Origin of the sequence: Paenibacillus sp. MER 180, from assembly GCF_023713665.1 — a bacterium.
Classification (GTDB): Bacteria; Bacillota; Bacilli; order Paenibacillales; family Paenibacillaceae; genus Paenibacillus_B; species Paenibacillus_B suaedae.
In genome coordinates this window covers 275,257-297,859 of sequence record NZ_JAMAVT010000004.1, presented here as the reverse complement: position 1 = coordinate 297,859, position 22,603 = coordinate 275,257, and the positions used below count along the sequence as shown (strand labels likewise).

Here is a 22,603-nt window from a genome sequence, read left to right as displayed (position 1 = left end):
GGAGATGAGTGAGCAGAATTCGAATCAAGCATCAGACGGTCAGTTAGGCAAGCAATCACGCCGGTTTGCGACGAAGCTGATCCATTTTGGCGGTGAGATCGATGCCGGTACGGGAGCTTCCAGTGTCCCGATTTACCAAGCTACGACATTCCATCATGAGGACATTTACAATCCGCCTCAGTACGATTACTCTCGCTCTGGCAATCCAACACGTGAGGCATTGGAGCAATATATTGCACTGCTCGAGGGCGGAACGAATGGATTTGCCTTCGCATCAGGGATGGCAGCGATCTCTTCGACATTCTTGCTGTTATCGGCAGGAGATCATGTTATCGTAACGGAAGATGTGTATGGTGGAACGTACCGTCTCCTGACCTCCATTTTAAACCGGTTGAACATTGAGTCCACCTTAGTGGATATGACCGACATTGAGCAGGTGAAGGCTGCGCTTCGTCCAAATACGAAGGCTGTCTATATGGAGACACCGTCCAACCCGACGCTCAAAATTACGGATATTGCAGAAGTGACCTCATGGGCCAAGGAAAAGGGTCTGCTCACCATGCTGGATAATACGTTCATGACCCCTTATCATCAACGTCCAATTGAGCTTGGTGTTGATATAGTCTTACATAGTGCAACCAAGTTCTTGGGCGGACACAGTGATGTGCTCGCAGGTCTGGCAGTAACAGCCAACGAGAGTCTTGGACGCCGTGTGAAGCAATTGCAGAATGGCCTTGGCACTGTGCTTGGGGTTCAGGACAGCTGGCTGCTGATGAGAGGCATGAAAACATTGGAAGCTCGGATGAATCAGAGTGAGCAGAGCGCCCGCCGCCTTGCACTGTGGCTGAGTGAACGGTCGGACATTGCTGACGTCTATTACCCTGGTCTAGCTGATCATCCTGGCCGTGAGGTGCATGAGAAGCAATCACTGGGATACGGAGCAGTGGTATCATTCGATGTGGGTTCTGGCGAACGGGCGAAGCAAGTGCTGAACAACGTGACAATCCCGCTTGTGGCAGTCAGCCTTGGCGCTGTTGAGAGCATCTTGTCTTATCCTGCCATGATGTCTCACGCAGCAATGCCGCATGAAGTTCGTCTGCAGCGTGGAATTACGGATGGATTGCTCCGCTTCTCTGTTGGGCTTGAACATGTCGAGGATTTGATTGCAGATTTGGATCAGGCGTTATCCAAATAACCGATTCTATCCAGCACCCTTCTCATGGAAGGGTGCTGTTTTTTATGGGCGATGTATGTTACGATTATTTAGTGAAGCTGCTTCTTGAGCGATACAATGCACAACTAGATGATGAAGCAGCATGTGCAATAATCCGTACAATTTAACCCCGCCGTAAGCGGGGTCTACTTCGCTTTATATACGAGAGTGTAAGGCAACATATGAGAGGGGAAGTGACTGTGACGATGTCACCGATAGACCGCATTTTGGACAAAGCGCTTCGTGGTGAACGATTGAATACAGACGATTGCGTGACCTTGTTCGAATCTGATCAGATCGAGAAAATGGGGGCAGCTGCCGACCAAATTATGAAGAAATGGCATCCAGATCCGATTGCTACATTTGTAATTGGGCGCAATGTCAACTATACAAATATTTGTGATACGTACTGCAGATTCTGTGCCTTCTACCGTGCTCCGGGTTCGAAGGAAGGTTACGTGCTTCCTGATGAAGTCATCTTCCAGAAGATTCAGGAAACGATCGATGTAGACGGAACTGAGATTCTGATGCAGGGCGGAACAAACCCAGAGCTTCCATTCAGCTATTATACGAATCTGCTTCGCGAAATTAAGAAACGGTTCCCAAGTATTACAATGCACTCCTTCTCTCCTGCGGAGATTATGAAGATGAAGGAAGTCTCGAATGGATTATCTCTAGAAGAGGTAATCCGTCAAATTCATGAAGCGGGTCTTGACTCACTGCCGGGCGGCGGCGCTGAAATTTTGGACGACCGTACTCGTCGGAAGATCAGTCGCTTGAAGGGTTCATGGCGTGATTGGATGGACGTCATGCAAACTGCCCATAAGGTCGGCATGAATACAACGGGCACGATGGTTATCGGCTTCGGCGAGCTGCTGGAAGAGCGCGCACTGCACTTGGAGCGTATTCGTACAGCACAAGATGAATGCATGCAGAACGGCCATCCTTCCAAAGGCTTCCTTGCGTTCATTCCATGGACATTCCAACCGGACAACACGAACATGAAGGCAGAGCGCGTATCGCCTGAAGAGTATTTGAAGACACTCGCGATCAGCCGCTTGTTCCTGGATAATATTCCGAACTTCCAAGCTTCATGGGTAACGATGGGGCCGGAAATTGGCAAGAAGACGCTCAGCTTCGGCTGCAATGACTTTGGCAGTACGATGATTGAGGAGAATGTCGTATCGGCTGCTGGCGCTACACATAAAGTAAACATCGGAAGCACGCTGCAGCTTATCCGTGAAGCGGGCAAGATTCCTGCGCAGCGTGATACGAAGTATAATATTTTGCGTGTGTTTGATGATGAACATGCAACGGTTGCCAAAGATTTTGTTATGCAAAATTAGGCGTCAATTGAAAATGAAACAGTACACTTGCTGGACTTTCCGTTTGGAAAAGCCAGCAGGTGTTTTTTTATTTTTGGCGATAATGCCAGAAGGAATGCGAGTGTCCTCTGTTTTCCAGATTCGTCTTCGTATATCTCCATTCATGACCCCATATACTTAAGAAGGAACAGAAAGGAGTGGGCTCATGGAGTTGTTCACGATCTCGTTGCCGCTGCGATCCGAATATGACGCAGTAACGCTGACTGATTTGCTGCAGCAGGAGCTGAGCGATTTACATAAACAGCCGAATGGCGTGGAATTCCAGCAATGGTCTGAAGGGCAGACGGCTTGGATTACATGCCGGGGCATCTTGCCAGGTTTTCAACTGTCTACACAAGGACAAGATGTATGGAATAGAGCGGCCAAGGCAGTTGCTGAATTTATTCTGTCCCAAAAAGAAAGGCTGCTTCTTGCTTCCTTAATTGCAAAGGATTCGAAATACAGTGAAGAGGAACGCCGTAAAATTGAGGAATACTGCCAGCAGCTGCTCAACGGTGGAGATGAAACCGGTTCTAGTGAGTCCAGACGCAGACGCAAAGGGAAACTTACACGTGCACTGCGGCGATATTTAGAAGATCATACTGCCCTTAATGTTGAAGGGTTCATTCAGTTCCGTTTGCGGCACTATTTAACAGAGCTTCGTGAAGTGGTTGACTATGCGATTGATGAATATGTACTTGAACGGCAGTATCAGGAGTTCATTGGTCTATTGAAATACTTCGTGTTCATTCAGGAGACGAAGATCCCTCTTGCGCACTTAATGCACAAGGGCGGTCATGAATTTACGCTCCTGGATGAGGATCTTCAGCCGCTTGAGCCGAAGCATGTGATGAATGGCATGGTTGTGGAGATGATTGATTATGATATGGAGATGGAGGATATGATTGTGAGCACACTCATCAACGTATCCCCGCAAAATATTATCATTCACACGCGCGAGCCAGAATCTCAGGTGATTAAGACGATTCAGCAAATCTTCGAATCGAGGGTGCATGTATGTGTATTGTGCAGTTCTTGTCATGCTGTGCTTGGTGGAGATGGCTGGCCTCACGAGACTCTTGTACATAACAACGTGCAGGACGGTTCAATGCTGCGGCCATAGCATTTCATGATTCGGGAATCGGAGCTTGACCACCCTGCGAAGATCGCATATAATATGCGGTATTGAGTAATCAATAGCATACGATATGCGATGACAAAGACATGAATAACGGACGGAACCGTTCAGAGAGAGGGATCGAGGCTGCAAGTCCCTTCGGCAACGCTGTTTATTTACCACTTTAGAGCTTTGGATGGGAACAACGAGCTTACTCGGTCAGTATCATCCAACGAATCATTCCCGTTACCGAATGCTCAAGGACTGATCTGAGGAAAGCGTGCGACAGAGCATTGCGGCATATGATGCTGTAATTGTAATCGCGTAAGCATCATCAGCAGTTGAATGAGGGTGGAACCACGGGTTACTAATTGTCTATAACACTCGTCCCTTTACAGGGCGGGTGTTTTTTATTTTTTCAGACAAATTCAATAGGCTGTGTTGTGTACGGTGAAGATGGGAAGAACGTGTAATTGTTTGTTTCCTAGCCGGCATAAAGAAGATGGACAGCAGATTGAATGATGCCATATAAACTGGGAGGAATCGCAAATGTCTAACGTAAAAGTAACATTTCCAGACGGTGCTGTTCGTGAATATGAGCAAGGCACTACTATCGAAGATGTAGCGGGCTCGATTAGCAGTGGATTGAAGAAGGCTGCACTAGCGGGGAAGCTGGATGGCAAGGTTGTTGATCTGTATACGCCAATTCAACAAGATGCGAAGATTGAGATTGTAACTGCAGATTCAGAAGACGGGCTTGAAGTGCTTCGCCACAGTTCAGCCCACTTGACAGCGCAAGCAATCAAGCGCTTGTACAAGGACGCAAACGTGAAACTTGGTATCGGTCCCGTTATCGAAGATGGCTACTACTATGATATTGACCTGGATATCTCCTTGACGCCTGAGGATCTGCCGAAGATCGAGAAGGAAATGCAGCGTATCGTGAACGAGAACCTGCCAATTCAACGCCGTGAAGTATCTCGTGAAGAAGCTCTACGCATCTTCACAGAAATCGGTGATGAGTTGAAGCTGGAGCTTATCCGCGATTTGCCTGAAGATTCTGTGATCACTATCTATGACCAAGGTGAATTCTTCGACTTGTGCCGTGGACCTCACGTCCCATCTACAGGCAAGTTGAAGGTATTCAAGCTCTTGAACTTGGCGGGTGCTTACTGGCGCGGCAACTCGGACAACAAGATGCTGCAGCGTATTTATGGAACAGCATTCTCGAAGAAAGCACAGCTTGATGAATATTTGCACTTCTTGGAAGAAGCGAAGAAGCGCGATCACCGTAAATTAGGTAAAGAGCTGAAGATCTTCTCCTTCTCCCAAAAAGTTGGACAAGGCTTGCCGCTCTGGCTGCCAAATGGTGCGACATTGCGCCGTACGATGGAGCGCTACATCGTGGATATCGAAGAGCGCTTGGGATACAGCCACGTGTATACACCGGTACTTGCGAATGTGGAATTGTACAAAACATCCGGCCACTGGGAACACTACCAAGAAGATATGTTCCCAACAATGGTTATGGATAACGAAGAGCTTGTTCTGCGTCCAATGAACTGCCCGCACCATATGATGGTGTACAAGTCTGACATGCGCAGCTATCGTGAATTGCCAATTCGTATCGCCGAGTTGGGAACCATGCACCGCTATGAGATGTCCGGAGCGCTCACGGGCTTGCACCGTGTTCGTGCTATGACATTGAACGATGCGCATATCTTCTGCCGTCCGGATCAGATCAAGGAAGAATTCGCGCGTGTTATTAATTTGATTCGCCGCGTATATGACGATTTCGGAATTAAGGATTATCGCTTCCGCTTGTCTTATCGCGATCCGCAGGATACAGAGAAGTACTTCCCAGACGACCATATGTGGGAAATGTCTCAACGCATGCTGCGTGAGGTTGTTGAAGAATTGGGTCTTCCATTCTACGAAGCAGAAGGTGAAGCTGCATTCTACGGACCGAAGCTGGATGTGCAAATTAAAACAGCGCTTGGCAAGGAAGAGACACTGTCGACTGCACAGCTGGACTTCTTGCTTCCTGAACGCTTCGAGCTGGAATATGTCGGCGATGACGGACAGAAGCATCGTCCTGTCGTTATCCACCGTGGTATCATCAGTACGATGGAGCGCATGACTGCATTCTTGCTGGAGAACTTCGCAGGGGCGCTTCCGCTCTGGCTCTCTCCAGTACAAGCGAAGGTCATTCCAGTATCGCCGAACTACGAAGAGTATGCGAAGGAAGTAACAGAATCTCTGCGTGATGCAGGTATCCGTGCTGAAGCGGATGTGCGCAACGAGAAGCTTGGCTACAAGATTCGCGAGGCACAGCTGGAGAAAACACCATACATGCTCGTCGTCGGTGAGAATGAGAAGAACAATGGTGCTGTATCCGTGCGTAAGCGTGGAGAAGGCGATCTTGGCATGAAGCCGGTAGCAGAAGTGGTTGCGCTGCTGCAAGAGGAAATCCGTACGCGCCATATTGCGCAGGCTGCTCCACAAGAAGATTCACAGAAATAAAGGGCGAGCTAAGAGCACCCTTGTCATAGAGAAGCTCTCGTCTTAGACGGGGGCTTCTTTTTTTTTTTTTTTTGATTCGCGGCATTCATTAATAAAGTTCCTTAAAATCTTACGTGACAATATTGTAAGCTCCGCATAAGGTTAATCGCACGATATCATTTGTATCTTGCTCTATAATTGAATATATCATCATGAGATGAAACACAAACGGAAAGAAGTGATTGGACGAATGAAACTTACAGGAAGACAATTGCTACATACGACAATAGCATGTGCAATGGCATTTACCCTGCTTGCAGCTCCGCTAACATCTGGTGGCACAGCTTATGCACAGGAGGCCGTGGCGGATCAAATCAAGACGATTAGCACAGCAGGAATGCAATCTCAACAACAAGCAACTTCACATATCCAATACGATATCCAAGCGAAGCTGAATACGGACGATATGACCATTACAGGCAAGCAGACGGTGACATACCGCAATACGTCTAAGGATAAGCTTAATGATGTTGTATTCCGTCTGTTCGCAGATGCCAATCGTTCGAAGGATACACAATCGAGCATGTTCGTAAGAGCGAATGAGGAGATTGCGAAGGAATACCCAGATAAGAAATCAGAGGATTTCCTTGGCGGTATTGATATCCTTAGTGTAAAGGATGCTTCGACCGGTGCGACCCTAGCTACCACAAATGAGAAGCAGGCGCTTACGGTTCAATTGGCAAAAGCATTGGGCAAGGATGAGGAAGTGACGTTAGAGCTTGAATATAAAACGAAAATTCCGTTCGGTTCACAGCGCTTGTCCTATTATAAGGACATCATTAATGGGGCGCATTGGTTCCCGGTTATGTCTGTGTACGATGAAGCAGCACATAAGTGGAATAAGACCCCATATAGTAAGACATTCGAAACGGATTACTATGAGGTTGCCGACTATACGGTTGCAATGGATGTTCCAGACAAGCTGCAAATCGCGATGCCTGGACAAATGTCGGAGAAGTCTGGTGAAGCTGGCCGCAAAATCGTAACGACGAAATCGGACAAGACGCGCGAGCTCGTGTTCTTCTCCAGTGAGAAGTTCCATAAGGCCAGCAAAACCAAGAATGGCTTAACGATTGAATATGTATATTACAACGACAACAATGATCCTGCGAAGACGGCAGTTGTCAATAAATATATTGATGAGGCATTTAAAGCGATTGAATTTTTTGGCGATAAATTCGGCAAATACGAGTACCCCGATTTTCGGATCGTGGAATCCCATGTAGAAGGTGTTGCTGTTGAATTTGCACGCCTTATCCAAATGGGGCGGGTAAATCCAAATGCTGTTCCTGAAAAGGATTCTGTCTTTGTCCATGAGATTGCGCATCAGTGGTTCCATTCCATCATCGGCAACGATTCTGAAACCGAGTCGTTCTTGGATGAAGGGTTTGCTGACTTTTCCAAGGTGTATTATTATGATGCCCAGGGCGACAAGATGAATGGATTTGATAGTGCCCGTATTGAAACGTTCTCATTGGATCGGGCTATTAATTCCCCGAATGACAAGGCTGGAGATTCTCCGGATGCGCTGTTCTATAAAAAAGGTCGCCTTGCGATTTATGAATTGTACCGCACGGTTGGGCAAGCGAAGTTCGATGCCTTTATGAAGGAGTATTTCAATCGCTATGCGTATCGCAACGCAACCGTAGCGGGACTGCTCCAAACGATTGAGGATCAGTTTGGCAAGGCTGTGCGCGATCGAATGGATGATAACTTAAACAAGCCTAATTTTGAACTCAAGCCGGAATACCAGATGACAGAAGCTGAAATGGCGGAGTATATGCGGTTGTCGATTTTAGAAATGTATGATGGGATCGATCAGTCCTATCCTAAGTTGCCGAAAGAAACAATGTACAAGGTGCTTAACAAGGCGATGCATGGAGAACCGCTGGCGATCATATACAGCAGTCCTGTAAGCGCAGAAGCGAAAAAGCAGCAAGAGCAATTTTTCGAGAATATTTCCAATGTGTTGAACATGGGCGGCGTTAAGCCTGTGATCTTGAGTGAGAAGCAGGCTGTGAAAAAACAGTTGGAGACTTCTCTGGCAAAGAGCAATGTCATTGTAATCGGCAATCCGAAGTCCAATTCATTTATTCAAGCATTGAAGCCGGCTATTATTGCAAAAGCTGAACAAGCGGGCTTCCCTTGGAAGGAAGTAATGAACACAAAAGGACTGCTAGGTGGCTACGGAATTATGCATCCGTACAATAAGGATCGTCTAGTGGTGCATTATTTCTGGACAGATGATCATATGACGAAGAAATCAGCAGAGCAGTTGTTGACGGGAATTGGTTTTCAGAGCTTGTCGGTTACGAGCAATTTCCAACAGCATATTGTGAAAAAGGTCGACGGCTCTATTTATAAAGATAAGCATGTAGAAAATCCGATCGCCAAGTTTTTTGAATAAGCCGAGTAATCAACAGTAAGGAATAGCATATTGGATAATCAATCCAAGACAAATGAAGCAAGAATGTGAGACTTGGGCTGCAGAATAATTCTGCAGTCTTTTTTTTTTTTTTTTTTTTTATTTTTATTTTTATTTTTTTATTTTTTTTATTTTTATTTTATTTATTTTTTATTTATCACTATCTTCATGAATATTATGTTAGGTTATATTACATTCAATTTGTATAACTTGACGCATTTCATGCATTTTATAACATAACCCATTGATTTGCACAATTTACCTTTATATAATTCCTCTAACAACAAGATTTTGTGTAATAAAATCTAACATATAAATAGCGAGGAGTGTAGAGAAAATGAGGATGAACAGAGACAAGAGCCTTAATCGGAGTAGGAGCAGACGTTTTGCTTCGGCGACTGGTGTGCTTGGTGCTGGATTTGCATGTTTTAGCCTATTTCCGGATGCTGTCAGTGCCGCGGGGGAGGCTTCTGTGCAATCACTGGAATCTGGTCTGAACGCACTGTGGGTAATGCTGTCGGCTATACTGGTGCTGCTTATGCAAGCGGGATTCATCCTGCTGGAAGCAGGGTCTGCACGAATGAAGAACGCAGGTCATATTGCCGCAAAAACGGTCATTACGGTTGGGCTTGGCTCTCTTGTATTTTGGGCAGTCGGCTATGGCTTGATTTTTGGTATGAATGGCAATTCGTTTATTGGTTGGGGTGATTTCTTCTTTACTCCAGCTTCCTCTACAGGGTTACCACCTTCCGTATTTTTTACCTTCCAATTAGCCTTTGCTGCTGTGTCACTCTCGATCGTGTGGGGTGGATTTGCCGAGCGCGCGCGATTGTCCGCTTACATTTGGTTTGCGATTCTGTTCACGGCATTGATTTACCCAGTGGTTGCTCACTGGATATGGGGAGGTGGCTGGCTTGCGATGCATGGGAAGCAGGATTTTGCCGGTTCTACGGTTGTGCATTTAACAGGGGCTATGGCTGCGCTGGCTGCGACATTGCTTTTGAAGCCGCGCATGAACAAATACGATTCAGACGGTTCGTCCAAGAAAATAAAAGGTCATAACCAAGTATATATAACGCTCGGTGTGCTTCTGCTGTGGGTGGGGTGGTTCGGTTTTAATGCAGGAAGTACGTTGTCGATCGGTGATGGATTTTTTGGATATGTCGCCATGAACACACAGCTTGGAGCTGCAGCGGGGGCTGTTGCGGCGCTTGCTATTAGTTGGCTGCGCAGCGGCAAGGCAGATGTGCCTACCCTCTTGAATGGAATGCTGGCGGGCTTGGTTGCGATCACAGCTTCGTGTGCATTCGTGGAGCCTTGGGCGGCCATCGTAATTGGTTTGGCGGCTGGTATTCTAGTGTACTACAGTGCGCTCTGGTTCGATCGTCTGCGAGTTGATGACCCAGTCTCAGCCTTGTCGGTACATGGGGTAGCAGGGGTATGGGGCACGCTGTCCAATGGGATATTAGCCACTTCGGCATTGGCGGAGAAGGTTGGTGTAGGCCAAGGAGGCTGGCTGGATACAGGCAGTCTGCATCAGTTATGGGTGCAAGCCTATGGGATTCTAGCGGCGGGCGGATTTGCATTTGTCTCTTCTTACGTGCTGTTGTATGCAGGGAAACGGTTGTTTGGCTTGCGTGTCAATGCGGAGCAAGAGCGTATCGGCTTGGATTTAAGTGAACATGGCGAGTATGGCTATCCTGAACATTTTGAACATGTTGATCAAGATATGCAAGAATCGCTCAGAACGGAGTCAGATGAGGAAAGCGCTAAGCAGTATTCCGAAGGATTGAATGAAAGAATCTCTTGATCTAAAGGGGACTGAGTGCGAATAAAACTCTGTTGAACGTGGTGAGGAAGCTTAAAGAATCTCCCCTGAAGGGGGCTATCCTTACAACAGGTGTTTGCCCACAAAAAACAGCGACCAGGCTCATTTTGAGAACCCGGTCGCTAATCCTGCTGTGTTCAGCGTTCTTTCTGCTTCTATTTCGTTGCTTTTTCACCTTTGGAAGCATTATTGCGCAAATGTAGATAAACCGTATGTTTTGTGATTTTCAGCGCATTTGCCACAAGAGTGACCGCATCCCTTAGGTTGAATACGCCTCGTTCATGCAGCAGTCCGATAATATGCTTGTTTCGGTTCGCATAAGAGATGTCCGGAGAAGCATCAACCTCTTCAATCGTTCGTTCAATCGTTTCTTGAATCATATCCTCCACGGATGAAGCAAAATGCTCGGACTGCCCCCTTGCTTCCATATCCGGTTGCGGCAGGAAGGTTTGCAGTACATCAGCAAAAGATTCGTCAATATTCATGTTGATGCAAAGCAGGCCGATAATCTTGCCGCTATCACCCCGAATCGCGATCGTGCTGGACTTCATCTGGCGATTATTCTTGCTTCTCGTAAAATAGCTGAGCGACTGCTTTCCATTGGATTGTTCAATTTCTTGCAGCATTTGCAAAGCAATATTGGTGATAGGCGCTCCCAGTTCCCTGCCTGTATGATGCCCATTTGCGATTTTGACAACCGAATGCTGATAATCTTCCAAACTATGAAGAACAATTTCCGAAGCAGGCCCCAAATAATTGGCTAATCCCTCTACTACTGCATCGTAGGATTCCAAAATTAAATGATCTCGCTCTGTAAATCTTGTATTCATTGCATCAAGTCCTTCCCTAGACAACCCGAATTTGACCAGAAGATTTCTTTGTCATTCGAGAAATATTATATTGCTTGATACAACATAATAATGACGCTCTGGACAATCTTATAATCAAAAAAAGTTGATAAAATAAACTAGATTTGATTATATCAACTATTAGTAATGATAAATTACTATTATCATAACGCGAACTTCAACCTCAATCAATCCCTGATTCATTGTATTTTCCAAAATAATCCGTTAGACATTCGATATGAGTTGTATCTTTGTTACGATATTAAATAGGGGGACGTGCCGCGCTGACTAAGATAGTAAAGCGTTTTCCTTTTCCTTTTGTTTCCGTATTTCTTGAATTATTAGTCATAGCAAACTGCTTAATAAAGGTAAATTGCGGCAATTTCCGAAAATATGTATAAAAGAATTGTGTAAATAAAGAAAAGTTGATACAATCAAGTTAAAGTTAATGGACTCAAATATTTTTGAGTTCATTAACTATTAATCATTTATATAGAATGTATTTTCAATCAATCATGTAGCGGTATAAATGCACTTTTAATGTTTTGTAAGCGGTTACTACACTTTGTACCCATGAAGGAGGATCTTCACGTATGGACATCGTAATCGGTACAGCCCTACTATTGCTCGTATTGTCCCTGTTCTCCCTTTTCAGCTTCAAAGCGCCTAACGGCATGAAGGCAATGGGAGCGCTAGCAAATGCGGCAGTTGCCAGTTTTTTGGTAGAAGCATTTCAAAGTTATGTAGGTGGCGATTTGTTCGGCTTCAGTCTTGCCAAGGAGGTTGGGCTCGCATCCGGCAGTATGGGCGGTGTGGCCGCAGCTGCACTGGTAGCGCTTGCAATGGGCGTTTCCCCCGTCTATGCTCTGCTGCTGGGGGCAGCTTGTGCGGGAACAGGATTGCTGCCTGGCTTCATTGCCGGTTATCTCGTATCATTCCTCGTCAAGCTAATCGAGAAGAAAGTCCCGGATGGACTTGATCTCATCGTCTGCATCATCGTTGCTGCACCGCTCGTTAGATTTGTAGCTAACATAGCAACACCAGTAGTCAATGCGACACTGCTTAATATTGGCGGCATCATTACGACGGCAGCTAATGATAATCCAATCGTGATGGGTATCGTGCTTGGTGGAGTCATAACCGTCGTGGCAACCGCACCGCTCAGCTCGATGGCACTTACTGCCATGCTGGGACTTACGGGCTTGCCGATGGCCATCGGAGCCTTGTCCGTCATGGGTTCGTCCTTTATGAACTTTGTCTTTTTCCATCGTATGAAGTTTGGTGACCGCAAAGACACGATTGCGGTGGCGATTGAACCATTAACGCAAGCAGACATCATATCAGCCAATCCGATTCCGGTATATGTAACCAACTTTCTGGGAGGAGCGATGGCTGGGGTCGTCGTGGCTTTGTTCAATCTAACGAATAATGCGACAGGTACGGCAACCCCAATTGCGGGACTCATGGTCATGTACGGCTTCAACGATCCGCTTACGGTAACAATTGCGGCAGCCTTATGCGCCCTTTGCGGCATCACGGCAGGTTTAATCGGCTCACGGATTTTCAAAAACTATAAGATCCGCACGGTAGGTGAGATTCGCGGAACCGTGCCTGCTCCTAAGCCTACAGCCGCAGCGGGCACTGAAGTGGCGTAAACCAGAACAAGATATAACGAAGTTAGTGGCATCAATCATTCATCAATTCTGTGTAAGAGGAGGATTATTATGCCGTTCACATCTGTATTTGATATTATCGGCCCTATCATGATCGGCCCATCCAGCTCACATACGGCAGGAGCCAACCGAATTGGACGCGCAGCCCGCAATCTGTTCGGACGGCTGCCAGAATCCGTCACGGTTACCTTATACGGTTCATTTGCGAAAACGTACAAAGGGCATGGGACAGATATGGCAATCGTAAGCGGAATCCTGGATTTTGACACGTCAGACGAGCGAATTCCGAATGCCCTCAGCATCGCAGAAGAGCAGGGCGTTCGCATTACTTTCGTGACATCAGAGGAGGAGGGCGAACATCCGAATACGGCACGTCTTACGTTGCGGGACAAGCGCGGCGGGATCGAAGTTGTCGGCATTTCAATCGGTGGAGGCAGCATGGAAATCCGCGAAGTCAAACAATTGAATCCAAACCCAGCCGGCAAGACTCCCGCCATGCTGGTTCTGCATGAGGATAAGCAGGGTGCCGTGGCGAATGTAGCCTCGCTGCTTGCGCAGCATCATATTAATATCGGATATATGGAAGTGTCCCGTTCAGGTAAAGGCGAGAGCGCCTTGATGGCCATTGAACTTGACCAAGCGGTTGATGTGACTGTAATCAATCGCATGCATTCGCTCCCTCATATTAAAGAAATATGGCAAGTGCAAACCTACCAGCGCACGAGCGCGGAAGGAGGACAATCATGTTCCATAGCGTAGCCGAGCTTGTCCGGTTGGCCGAAGAAAAGCAATGTAAAATATCCCGCGTGATGCTGGAGAGAGAAGTAGCGCTTCGGCAGCAGACGGAAGAAGAAATCATGCAGGCGATGGATGCCAATCTGACTGTGATGGAGCAGGCCATCGAAAAAGGCCTAAAAGGAGTCCGGTCTCTCTCGGGCTTAACCGGAGGGGATGCCCTCCTCCTTCATCAATATATTGCCAGCGGCAATGCCTTAGCTGGATCTCTCGTTCTTGACGCAGTCAGCAAGGCCATTGCAACCAACGAAGTAAATGCGGCCATGGGCATTATCTGCGCCAATCCGACCGCAGGTTCGGCGGGTGTTGTTCCAGGGGTTTTGTTCGCCGTCAAGGAGAAGCTGAACCCTACGCGGAAGCAAATGCTCGAATTCCTATTTACGGCAGGAGCCTTTGGATTTGTTATTGCGAACAATGCGTTCATCGCGGGAGCGGCTGGCGGCTGCCAAGCGGAGGTTGGGTCCGCAACGGGAATGGCTGCTGCGGCAGTCGTGGAAATGGCAGGCGGAACGCCGCAGCAATCGGCAGAAGCGATGGCGATTGCACTCAAGAATATGCTGGGATTAGTATGCGACCCGGTTGCAGGACTTGTAGAAGTTCCTTGCGTGAAACGTAACGGTGTCGGTGCTTCATCGGCGGTCGTAGCCGCGGATATGGCTTTAGCCGGCATCAAGAGCAGAATACCGGCCGATGAGGTAATTATGGCCATGTATGAAGTTGGACGTTCCATGCCAAGCTCCTTCCGCGAAACTGCCGAAGGCGGTCTGGCCAACACGCCGACTGGCCGCAAGCTGGAACAACTCGTGCTGGGCCAATAACGCGAACGCCAAAGTTCCCCTGGACACTTGTTTGGCTTATATGCCATGAGATGGAGTTCAACGTTACGTTCATGTAAGGCAAAGGCAGGCAATCGCCTGCTTTTTTTCTGTCTTCGCATTTTAGTTCAGTTCCCCTATCATTGCATATCGTCGCTTAAGATTGCTTCCAACTTTCATTCAGAATTTGTTCAGCGCCATCGATTAGGATAGGAAGGAAGTCGTTCGTGTGGGTAAAATTCCCAAACAAACGGCTCAAATTTATTTACGGAAAGGAGAGGGAACGATTTGAGGAGGACACTAAGAAGGGCGCAGGCGTCGATATGGGCGCTGCTGCTCATCTTGAACATAGTGCTCCTGCCTGTTACGGCGCATGCGAACGCAGATGGTAACGACTCACAAGGAATTCAATTGCGATTAAGCAGCAGTAAGGACACTGTGCTCACAGGAGCAACCTTTACCTACACAATTGATTACAGTCTATCCAGCACGACAGAGGACTATTCCGATGCGGAAATTGTGCTTCCCTTGCCTGAGGGCATCGTATTCGAGGAAGTGCAGGGATCTGAACATGTCGTAAGCAAACATGAGAATGTGGGCGGCGTGGATAAGGTAACGTTTACATTCAAAAATCCTACCCCATCCGGCGCGACGGGAAAACTGCAGGTGAAGGCACATTTCCCTAACCACACAACGCCTGACGGGACTGCCGGAACGGCAACGGCAACATTCATCCACCATTCCGGAAGCTTGCAGGTTGAATCGAACCCTGTAACAGTTACAGGGAAGGCATCTGCGGATTGGGTTCTTACGAAGGAGCGAATCGTACCTGTTGAAGGTGTGAAGCCGCAGCCAGGAACGGAAGTCGTCTACGAAATTACGCTGAAGGATAACAAGAATCCGGCAGACAAAGACGGCAATCTCAACATTGACCATGTAGTGATTACCGACGTTCTGCCGCCTGAAGCCGAATTCTCCAAGGCAGCCCCCGCGCCTGATTCCATACAGGGTCAGACACTGGCATGGAAGATTGATGCGAAGGAGCTTAATAAGGAGAAAATAACGGATCGTTCCAAAAGCATACTTGTTACGGTTCTGTATCCTAAAGACAAGGTGATTGATCCGAGCACCGGCAACACAAAAGCGGTGGTGAATACGGCCAAAGCATCTTATGAGCCTCTGGGAGATGCGTCCAAGGAACTGACTGCGAAGGCGGAACACGACTTTATCAAGCAGCCTGGCGGAGGAATATGGATATACAAGCAAATCTGGAGCGGTCAGGAGAAGGAATTGTCGGAAGGCCAGGAAGTCAGCTTTTATATTGGCGGAGTAGGGAATGCTGCCAATGTCCCTCTGGATAAAGCCGTCATGACAGATATGACGCCGAAGGGCATGAAATTGCAGTATATCCGCATTCCAGCCTTTGACGGTGCAGATAAAGATGAGTACGAAATTCAGTACACGTCGAAAAGCACACCTGATGAGAGTGACTGGAAACTCTGGAAGGAATTAAAATTCAAGTCACAACACAAGCTGTTGGCAGCAGATCTGAACGCTGACATTCAAGGCATTCGCCTTGTTTTGGGAGATGTACCCGTTGCGTTCCGTCCGCATGATGTTTTAGAACTTCGTTACCAATTGACCTCTTATGATAGTGTCAAACATGATGATTATAAGTATGGCGATTTCCCTCGACTGACAGAAAAGTACCCGAACGATGACTTTACCTATCTGGACAAAAATAACGGCCTTCCTACGAACGAAGAAGCCAAGCAGCATCCGAAGCAGTGGAAACAAACAATTAACTATGCAAGCATGGAATACAGCTTCAATGGCGAGAAGACCGAGTATTTGACGGGGGTTAAGGTATTGGCGGTGGATAAGCGTCCGCTGCTGGAAGTGGATAAATCGGTTGTGAGTGGAAAAAGTACTTCCCCAGGAGGTACGGTTACTTATAGGATCGTTGTAACCAATGCCAGTCCAATTGATGTTCTGTTTCGCGACCCGGTTGTAACGGATCTGCTGCCGAAAGAATTGGAATATGTGCCGGACAGCTTGAAGCTGGGGCCGCTTAACGGCAAGCAGGTGCCTGCTCCTGCGTTCTCAGAAGCCAAGAAGGATCAGCAAGGGCGTACGCCGATTACATGGGCGTGGGGTACAGAAGGCAGCAACTCCTTGACGCTGCAGAAGGGCGAAGCGCTCACCTTTACCTTCGAAGCGAGAGTGAAGCCGGATACCCCGACGGGCGAAGTTTACAATGAAGTTGAGGTCACATCAGAACGGCACAACTATATTAACGGGTTGACCAACTTCAAGAACCAGCGTTATAAGCAAGAGAACGGCAAGTGGTATGTATACAACGGAGATAAAATTGATGTGAACGGCATCGATAGCTTGATCTCCGAAAAATGGGTTCAAGGGGATTTGGATAACGGGCAATGGTCTAAGTATCCAAATATCGGAAATGTTGCGCCAGGCGGAGAACTTAAGTATAAGATCTCTGTAACGAACCGGGGATCAATTGGCGTCAAAAACCTTTTGATCGTAGATGCCCTTCCGCATATCGGTGATCACGGGGTCATCGACAAATCGTCGCGAGGCAGCAAGTGGACCCCGATTCTGAAGGAGCCGATATCGCCTCCGAACGGTGTAACGGTATATTACAGCGTCGATGAAGAGATATCGATGACAGGCGGCAACTGGGATAAAGAGCCTCCGCAAGATATATCGAAGGTGCGAGCCTTAAAGTTCGAATTCGCTGGTGATGTCATACTGGCTCCTGGCCAATCCAAGGAATTGACATGGACAATGCGTGCGCCTGTTGATACGCCTGCAAGCGATGATCAGATCGCATGGAATTCCTTCGGATACACCGCGACTCCGGTCATTAGCGATAAGGCTATGCTCCCGGCAGAGCCGCTCAAGGTCGGCATTAAGATAAAGGGCGATCCAAAGGGAGAGATTGGGGATTACGTCTGGTACGATGAAAATGGCAATGGGATTCAGGATGAAGCACCGGATCATGGTGTTAACGGCGTTCGCGTCGACTTGCATCGCGAGAGTGACGGCAAGGTAATACAAAGCACTGTAACCGGCAATAATCACGAAGGGCAGCCCGGATACTATCTGTTTACTGGCTTGGATGCGGGCAAATACTACGTTACGTTCCACTTGCCGGAAGGTTATGATGCATTTACGGTGAAAGATGCAATAACGAATCCAGGGAAGAACTCCAAGGCGAATGTGGAAGGCAGAACAGACATCATTACACTGGAGCAGGGCGGCAAAAACCATAACATTGACGCAGGTCTAATTAAGAAGGATATTCCATCTATTCCGGGCAAGGGAGCCATCGGCAAATATGTATGGATCGACACGAACGGCAATGGGATTCAAGATGAGAATGGTACTGGATTAAATGGGGTTGTGGTCGAATTATATAACCACAATAATGAGAAGCTGACTACGACTGTCACTCATTCCGTGTATTACAGCTCGGTGACAAATTCGGTCTATGATCCGACTGTCACGGGATCGGTCTACGATCCTGCCGTGACCGATTACGTGTATCAGTCTGGTTACTACTTATTTAATGATTTGGATCTCAGTACTTATAAGATTCGATTCATTGCCCCAGAGGGGTATTCGTTCACGAAACGGTATCAGGGAGATGATCGCGCACTCGATTCTGATGCGGATCTGAATGGCTGGTCAGACAACATCGTACTTACGGCGGAACGACCACGGGATCTAACGATTGATGCGGGACTTATTGTAAGAACGGTCAATCCAGATCCAGAACCGGGAACGGGCGGATCTACTGATCCTGGAGGTGGCGGTTCTACAAATCCTGGAACGCCTGTAGAGCCAGGCAAACCGGGCGATCAGGAACGGCCGACGATTCCAGGTACAATCGTAGAAACCAAACCTGGGAATCCAGATGGCGATACGAATCCCAAACCAGGCGAAGCGACTGAGCCGGATAGCGATACGAAGCCAGATAAGGGTCAAGGTACTGATAAAGAGCCAGCTGAAGGAACGAATGAGGATGAAGCGGACGGTACCGATTTGGGTGGAAAGCAGGACGTTGATCGGCAGCCGAACCGCCCGATCGTCTTGCCTCAGACTGGTGAGCAATCGCCGATTGAACCAATCATCGGTATGTTCTTGTGCGTCGCTGCTATCATCATGTGGAGATTAAGCAAAAGAGGGGCAGCAGATCGTTAACGAATCAGCCGTCGAGGAGTAAAGCTCCTTGACGGCTTTTGTTTGTGCATTGACGCCAAACATGCGTACAAATTTTCAAAATCATGCGATAAAAAAAGTTGCTTTATATTCAAATTTGAATATAATGAGTTTATGGTCGTGTTATTCAAATTTGAATATAGAGGTGGTAAGGGTGGGTTCTTCTTCTCGTGCTCGCATAACGGTTATTGGTCTTCTGCTCGGGCTGTTGATTGTGTCGCTGGATCAGACGATACTATCGACAGCCGTGCCGACGATTGTTGCGAAGCTTGGCGGCTTCGAACAGTATGTATGGTTGTTCTCGGCTTATCTGATTGCAAGCGTGGCGTGTATGCCGTTGTTCGGCAAGTTATCTGATATGTACGGACGCAAGCGATTCTTTGCGCTCGGGATCATCGTATTCATGGTAGGCTCGGTACTATGTGGAATGGCAGGTTCGATGCAGGAATTAATTTGGTATCGTGCGATTCAAGGTATTGGCGGCGGTGCGCTTATGCCCGTTGTATTTACGATTCTGTTCGATATATTCCCAGAGGGAAAACGAGCTAAGATGACAGGGATGTTCGGGGCAGTATTTGGCCTTTCCAGTGTGTTTGGGCCCATGGCTGGAGCTTTTTTCTCCGACCATCTGCACTGGCGTTGGATTTTCTACGTGAATCTTCCGTTAGGATTGATTGCTTTTCTACTTGTTATGCTTGGCTATCAGGAGACACTCCGCTTCAATAAGAAGCGGATTGATTGGCTGGGAACATTCATGCTGGTTGCTGCAATCTTGTGCTTCATGTTCGGGTTGGAGATGGGGGGCAAGGATTATGCCTGGTCTTCCCTAACGATCATCTCGCTATTTACAGGGGCACTCCTTATGCTTGTTCTATTTATCATTGTTGAGATGAAGGTGGCAGAGCCAGTCGTCCCGCTTGGTTTGTTCAAGAGTAAGCTGTTTACCGCGAGCATGGGGGCAGGGCTGCTAATTGGAATGCTGTTGATGGCAGGAGCGACTTTCATTCCGTTATTCATTCAAGGAGTTGTGGGCGGATCCGCAACGAATGCCAGTACAGTACTGACGCCAATGATGCTGGCACTCGTATGCAGCACCGTTACAGCAGGATTTCTGCTTAGAAAGATCTCGTTTCGCAATATTATGCTCATCTCGGGAACATTGCTGCTGCTGTCTGTTGTGCTTTTATCACAGGTAACGCCTGACACCTCCATGTCTACGATGGTTGTATATATGATTATGATGGGCTTGGGGATAGGTGCCTCCTTCCCCGTTACCTCGATCGCGGCACAGCATAAGGTGGATTATCAGCAGCGGGGCACAGTCAATTCGCTAGTGCGGTTCTTCCAAACACTTGGCAATACGCTCGGAATCAGTATATTAGGGAGTATTCAGACCTCTTATTTACGTGATCGCTTCGGCGATGTGCTGACTGATCCAAGGCTCGTGGAGCAGCTTGGCAATCCGCAGGTACTGCTGCAGGATCAAGTGCGTTCATCCATTCCGAAACCAATTTTGAAACAGTTGACCCGTGTGCTGTCTGATTCCATTGCCCATGTTTATGCGTGGTCCATTCCGATCGCGGTGCTTTCCCTTTTGTTCATTTTGCTTATGGGACGTGTTACAATGATGTCTAAACACTCTCATGGGAGTGCGGCAGCCGCAGAGCAAGGTGGAGAACCTGCGTGATTGCGAATGGCTGTCGTTTCATGAAGGAAGAGGTGGAAGACATGTCGATGAAGCTGGCCATACTTGGTTTGCTTATGGAGCAAGATCGCCATCCTTATGAGATGAGTCAGGCTATGAAAGAACGCGAAATGCATAATTATATGAAAATTCAATACGGGTCGCTGTATTATGCCATTGACCAGTTAAACAAAGGCGAATTTATAGAAAAGGCTGAATTCGTTAGCGGTGGTTCTCGCCCGGATAAGACGATCTATCGCATTACAGAGAAGGGGAAGCAAGAGCTCGAAGAACTGCTCATTGAAGAGATGAAGAAAATGCCGCATTTGAATCATCCCTTTTATGCGGCCCTGTCCTTTGTCAAGTATGCGGATCAGGCAATAGTTATGGAGATTATTCAGAATCGCATTTCTTTCTATGAGCAGGAAGCAGAACGAATGTGGGCCCTGTATGAAGAGCATATTTCATATGCCCCTCGTTCCGTGCTTCATATGCTGTATGGAGGCTATAAATATACAGTAACGGAATTGAATTGGCTGAAAAGCCTTCATGAGGATGCGCTGGCTGGCAAATTAGGCAGTAAAGGCGAACCCTTGCCAGTACAGAAGCTGCATTAATGGAAGTTGTCGAAAGAACGTCTCGGAATGTCGGGGATGTTCTTTTTTTGTTGAATATGAATAAAAGCGAAATGAGCAGGACATCCTTCCCACTAAGGGAGGGGTAACCATATGTTTACAATATCGACTACAAGTTCGGAACGGAAGGGAAACATGACATCGAGATCGGATAAGCGCGCTATCGTATTCACAAGGTTGTCGTTAGGTATTGCAGGAGCGATGCTATGTGTAGCAGCGGGTATGCTTATAGCTCCAATGTCTGTCCAAGCGTGGACGACAGAGACGGGTGCATATCAACAAGGGGCGTTAACACAAGCAACGTTGTCCACCCATGCTTCCTCACAGGTGCAGCAAACGCAGAAATTGACCTGGATCTCGAACGCCACAACTGAAGCACTGCCGCTCGTGTATGTGCAGCCTTTGCCGACAGTAAAGCAGAAGGTGAAGGAAGAGCAGGAACGTCCACATGTTGCGGTTGCAGCGGCCAAATTGACATTCACGGCTGCTGAGCTTGCTCCACAACAGGAGCGCATCATTCGTTCGGTAAAGGTTGTTGCTACTGGCTATACGGCAGGAGCTGAATCAACTGGCAAGGAGCCGGGGCATCCAGAGTACGGGATTACTTATTCCGGTGTTAAAGTGCGTCGAGACTATGTGTCCACGATCGCAGCGGATTTATCCGTATTTCCATTAGGAAGCATCCTCTATATTCCGGGATATGGATATGGGATTGTAACGGATATTGGTGCCAAAATTAAGGGCAAGAAGCTTGATCTATTCTTCCATACAACGAAGCAAGTATACGGACAGTGGGGCAAGAAAGAAGTGGAAGTCAAGCTTATTAAACGCGGTAATGGAAAAGTATCGGAACAAATGCTGGACGATTTGAATGCAGCTGTCTTTAAAAATAAAGGGATTCCGGAGTCCATGCTCTAATTGGGGCTTTGTTTCATGATGAGCGCTAGGGGTGTGCATTCGAATAATCGAGTGCTGCGCTAAGCATAATATCTCCTGTAGGAACGCAAGTTTCTGAATTTGACCCGCCTAAGCGCGGCGATGCAGGAGGTGAATGGAAATGCCGAAGAACAACAAAGCGAACCGCATGCAGCCTGCTAATGCGAAGTACACTTCTGGTGAGTTTGCAGCCCAAAGCAACGCTGCTGACATTGAGTTTGGCCAAGAGGTTGCTCCTACAGCAGGTGCTGTAAAAGGAACAGAAAAAGGCATCGTGCAAAAAGTGCAGGAAGCTGATCAACAACAATAATACAACAAGATGCAGTGGCGAGTTATAGACTCAGCCAGGCATCGTAACGAATGGCTGCCCTTGCTTGGGCAGCCATTTTCATTTCATTGCGGAAGTGAAAAATGCGATAGTAATTCATTTCCAGTTCCTCGGTCTCGAGACTGAGACAAACTT

The 22,603-nt window shown here is 47.5% G+C and carries 15 protein-coding genes; 14 read left to right on the top strand and 1 reads right to left on the bottom strand.

The window, feature by feature from the left end; translation table 11 throughout:
* Positions 1-4: 4 nt before the first annotated feature.
* The 6 genes from M3661_RS08635 (at position 5) to M3661_RS08610 (ending at position 10,491) form a co-directional block, all read left to right on the top strand.
* Entirely contained in the window at positions 5-1,195 is a 1,191-nt protein-coding gene (locus M3661_RS08635) for a trans-sulfuration enzyme family protein (protein ID WP_065292293.1), read from the top strand.
* 224 nt (positions 1,196-1,419) lie between these two features.
* Positions 1,420-2,559 (top strand): cyclic dehypoxanthinyl futalosine synthase, encoded by a 1,140-nt coding sequence (mqnC, locus tag M3661_RS08630; RefSeq protein ID WP_028531863.1) that lies wholly within the window; start codon positions 1,420-1,422, stop codon positions 2,557-2,559.
* Between the two features lie 184 nt (positions 2,560-2,743).
* A complete protein-coding gene (gene ytxC / locus M3661_RS08625; RefSeq protein WP_021261987.1) occupies positions 2,744-3,700 on the top strand; it encodes a putative sporulation protein YtxC in 957 nt (318 codons plus the stop codon).
* 543 nt (positions 3,701-4,243) lie between these two features.
* The gene (thrS, locus tag M3661_RS08620) at positions 4,244-6,217 is read left to right on the top strand and encodes a threonine--tRNA ligase (protein WP_251483736.1); all 1,974 of its coding nucleotides are present in this window, start codon (positions 4,244-4,246) and stop codon (positions 6,215-6,217) included.
* A 229-nt stretch (positions 6,218-6,446) separates the two neighbouring features.
* Positions 6,447-8,663 carry a M1 family metallopeptidase gene (locus M3661_RS08615; protein ID WP_251483734.1) on the top strand — a complete coding sequence of 739 codons (2,217 nt, stop codon included), beginning with the start codon at positions 6,447-6,449 and terminating at the stop codon, positions 8,661-8,663.
* Between the two features lie 355 nt (positions 8,664-9,018).
* Positions 9,019-10,491: an ammonium transporter gene (locus tag M3661_RS08610; protein ID WP_251483731.1), complete on the top strand. Its 1,473-nt coding sequence runs from the start codon at positions 9,019-9,021 to the stop codon at positions 10,489-10,491.
* Between the two features lie 173 nt (positions 10,492-10,664).
* Here M3661_RS08610 and M3661_RS08605 read toward each other — a convergent pair whose 3' ends face one another.
* On the bottom strand, positions 10,665-11,339 hold the full coding sequence (locus tag M3661_RS08605; RefSeq protein WP_251483729.1) for a helix-turn-helix transcriptional regulator: 675 nt from the start codon (positions 11,337-11,339) through the stop codon (positions 10,665-10,667).
* A gap of 611 nt (positions 11,340-11,950) precedes the next feature.
* Here M3661_RS08605 and M3661_RS08600 point away from each other — a divergent pair.
* From M3661_RS08600 to M3661_RS08565, 8 genes are all read left to right on the top strand, one after another.
* The gene (locus tag M3661_RS08600; RefSeq protein WP_065292289.1) at positions 11,951-13,012 is read left to right on the top strand and encodes a PTS sugar transporter subunit IIC; all 1,062 of its coding nucleotides are present in this window, start codon (positions 11,951-11,953) and stop codon (positions 13,010-13,012) included.
* A gap of 69 nt (positions 13,013-13,081) precedes the next feature.
* The gene (sdaAB, locus tag M3661_RS08595; RefSeq protein ID WP_251483727.1) at positions 13,082-13,789 is read left to right on the top strand and encodes an L-serine ammonia-lyase, iron-sulfur-dependent subunit beta; all 708 of its coding nucleotides are present in this window, start codon (positions 13,082-13,084) and stop codon (positions 13,787-13,789) included.
* Positions 13,774-14,643, top strand: coding sequence for an L-serine ammonia-lyase, iron-sulfur-dependent, subunit alpha (sdaAA, locus tag M3661_RS08590; RefSeq protein WP_065292287.1), 870 nt, complete (start codon positions 13,774-13,776; stop codon positions 14,641-14,643). The genes sdaAB and sdaAA overlap by 16 nt, the downstream gene beginning before the upstream one ends.
* Positions 14,644-14,928: 285 nt before the next feature.
* Positions 14,929-18,867 carry an SdrD B-like domain-containing protein gene (locus M3661_RS08585; RefSeq protein WP_251483725.1) on the top strand — a complete coding sequence of 1,313 codons (3,939 nt, stop codon included), beginning with the start codon at positions 14,929-14,931 and terminating at the stop codon, positions 18,865-18,867.
* A gap of 172 nt (positions 18,868-19,039) precedes the next feature.
* Positions 19,040-20,572 (top strand): MDR family MFS transporter, encoded by a 1,533-nt coding sequence (locus M3661_RS08580; RefSeq protein ID WP_251483723.1) that lies wholly within the window; start codon positions 19,040-19,042, stop codon positions 20,570-20,572.
* Positions 20,569-21,186: a PadR family transcriptional regulator gene (locus tag M3661_RS08575; protein WP_251483721.1), complete on the top strand. Its 618-nt coding sequence runs from the start codon at positions 20,569-20,571 to the stop codon at positions 21,184-21,186. Before M3661_RS08580 ends, M3661_RS08575 begins: the two co-directional genes overlap by 4 nt.
* A 321-nt stretch (positions 21,187-21,507) precedes the next feature.
* Entirely contained in the window at positions 21,508-22,122 is a 615-nt protein-coding gene (locus tag M3661_RS30705) for a 3D domain-containing protein (RefSeq protein WP_397376506.1), read from the top strand.
* Between the two features lie 139 nt (positions 22,123-22,261).
* On the top strand, positions 22,262-22,450 hold the full coding sequence (locus tag M3661_RS08565; RefSeq protein WP_021254005.1) for a hypothetical protein: 189 nt from the start codon (positions 22,262-22,264) through the stop codon (positions 22,448-22,450).
* Positions 22,451-22,603: the final 153 nt, after the last annotated feature.

Excerpts from the sequence above, each read along its gene's own strand:
- M3661_RS08635 (WP_065292293.1), top strand. The coding sequence starts at position 5 with ATGAGTGAGCAGAATTCGAATCAAGCATCAGACGGTCAGTTAGGCAAG.
- mqnC (WP_028531863.1), top strand. The coding sequence starts at position 1,420 with ATGTCACCGATAGACCGCATTTTGGACAAAGCGCTTCGTGGTGAACGA.
- ytxC (WP_021261987.1), top strand. The coding sequence starts at position 2,744 with ATGGAGTTGTTCACGATCTCGTTGCCGCTGCGATCCGAATATGACGCA.
- thrS (WP_251483736.1), top strand. The coding sequence starts at position 4,244 with ATGTCTAACGTAAAAGTAACATTTCCAGACGGTGCTGTTCGTGAATAT.
- M3661_RS08615 (WP_251483734.1), top strand. The coding sequence starts at position 6,447 with ATGAAACTTACAGGAAGACAATTGCTACATACGACAATAGCATGTGCA.
- M3661_RS08610 (WP_251483731.1), top strand. The coding sequence starts at position 9,019 with ATGAGGATGAACAGAGACAAGAGCCTTAATCGGAGTAGGAGCAGACGT.
- M3661_RS08605 (WP_251483729.1), bottom strand. The coding sequence starts at position 11,339 with ATGAATACAAGATTTACAGAGCGAGATCATTTAATTTTGGAATCCTAC.
- M3661_RS08600 (WP_065292289.1), top strand. The coding sequence starts at position 11,951 with ATGGACATCGTAATCGGTACAGCCCTACTATTGCTCGTATTGTCCCTG.
- sdaAB (WP_251483727.1), top strand. The coding sequence starts at position 13,082 with ATGCCGTTCACATCTGTATTTGATATTATCGGCCCTATCATGATCGGC.
- sdaAA (WP_065292287.1), top strand. The coding sequence starts at position 13,774 with ATGTTCCATAGCGTAGCCGAGCTTGTCCGGTTGGCCGAAGAAAAGCAA.
- M3661_RS08565 (WP_021254005.1), top strand. The coding sequence starts at position 22,262 with ATGCCGAAGAACAACAAAGCGAACCGCATGCAGCCTGCTAATGCGAAG.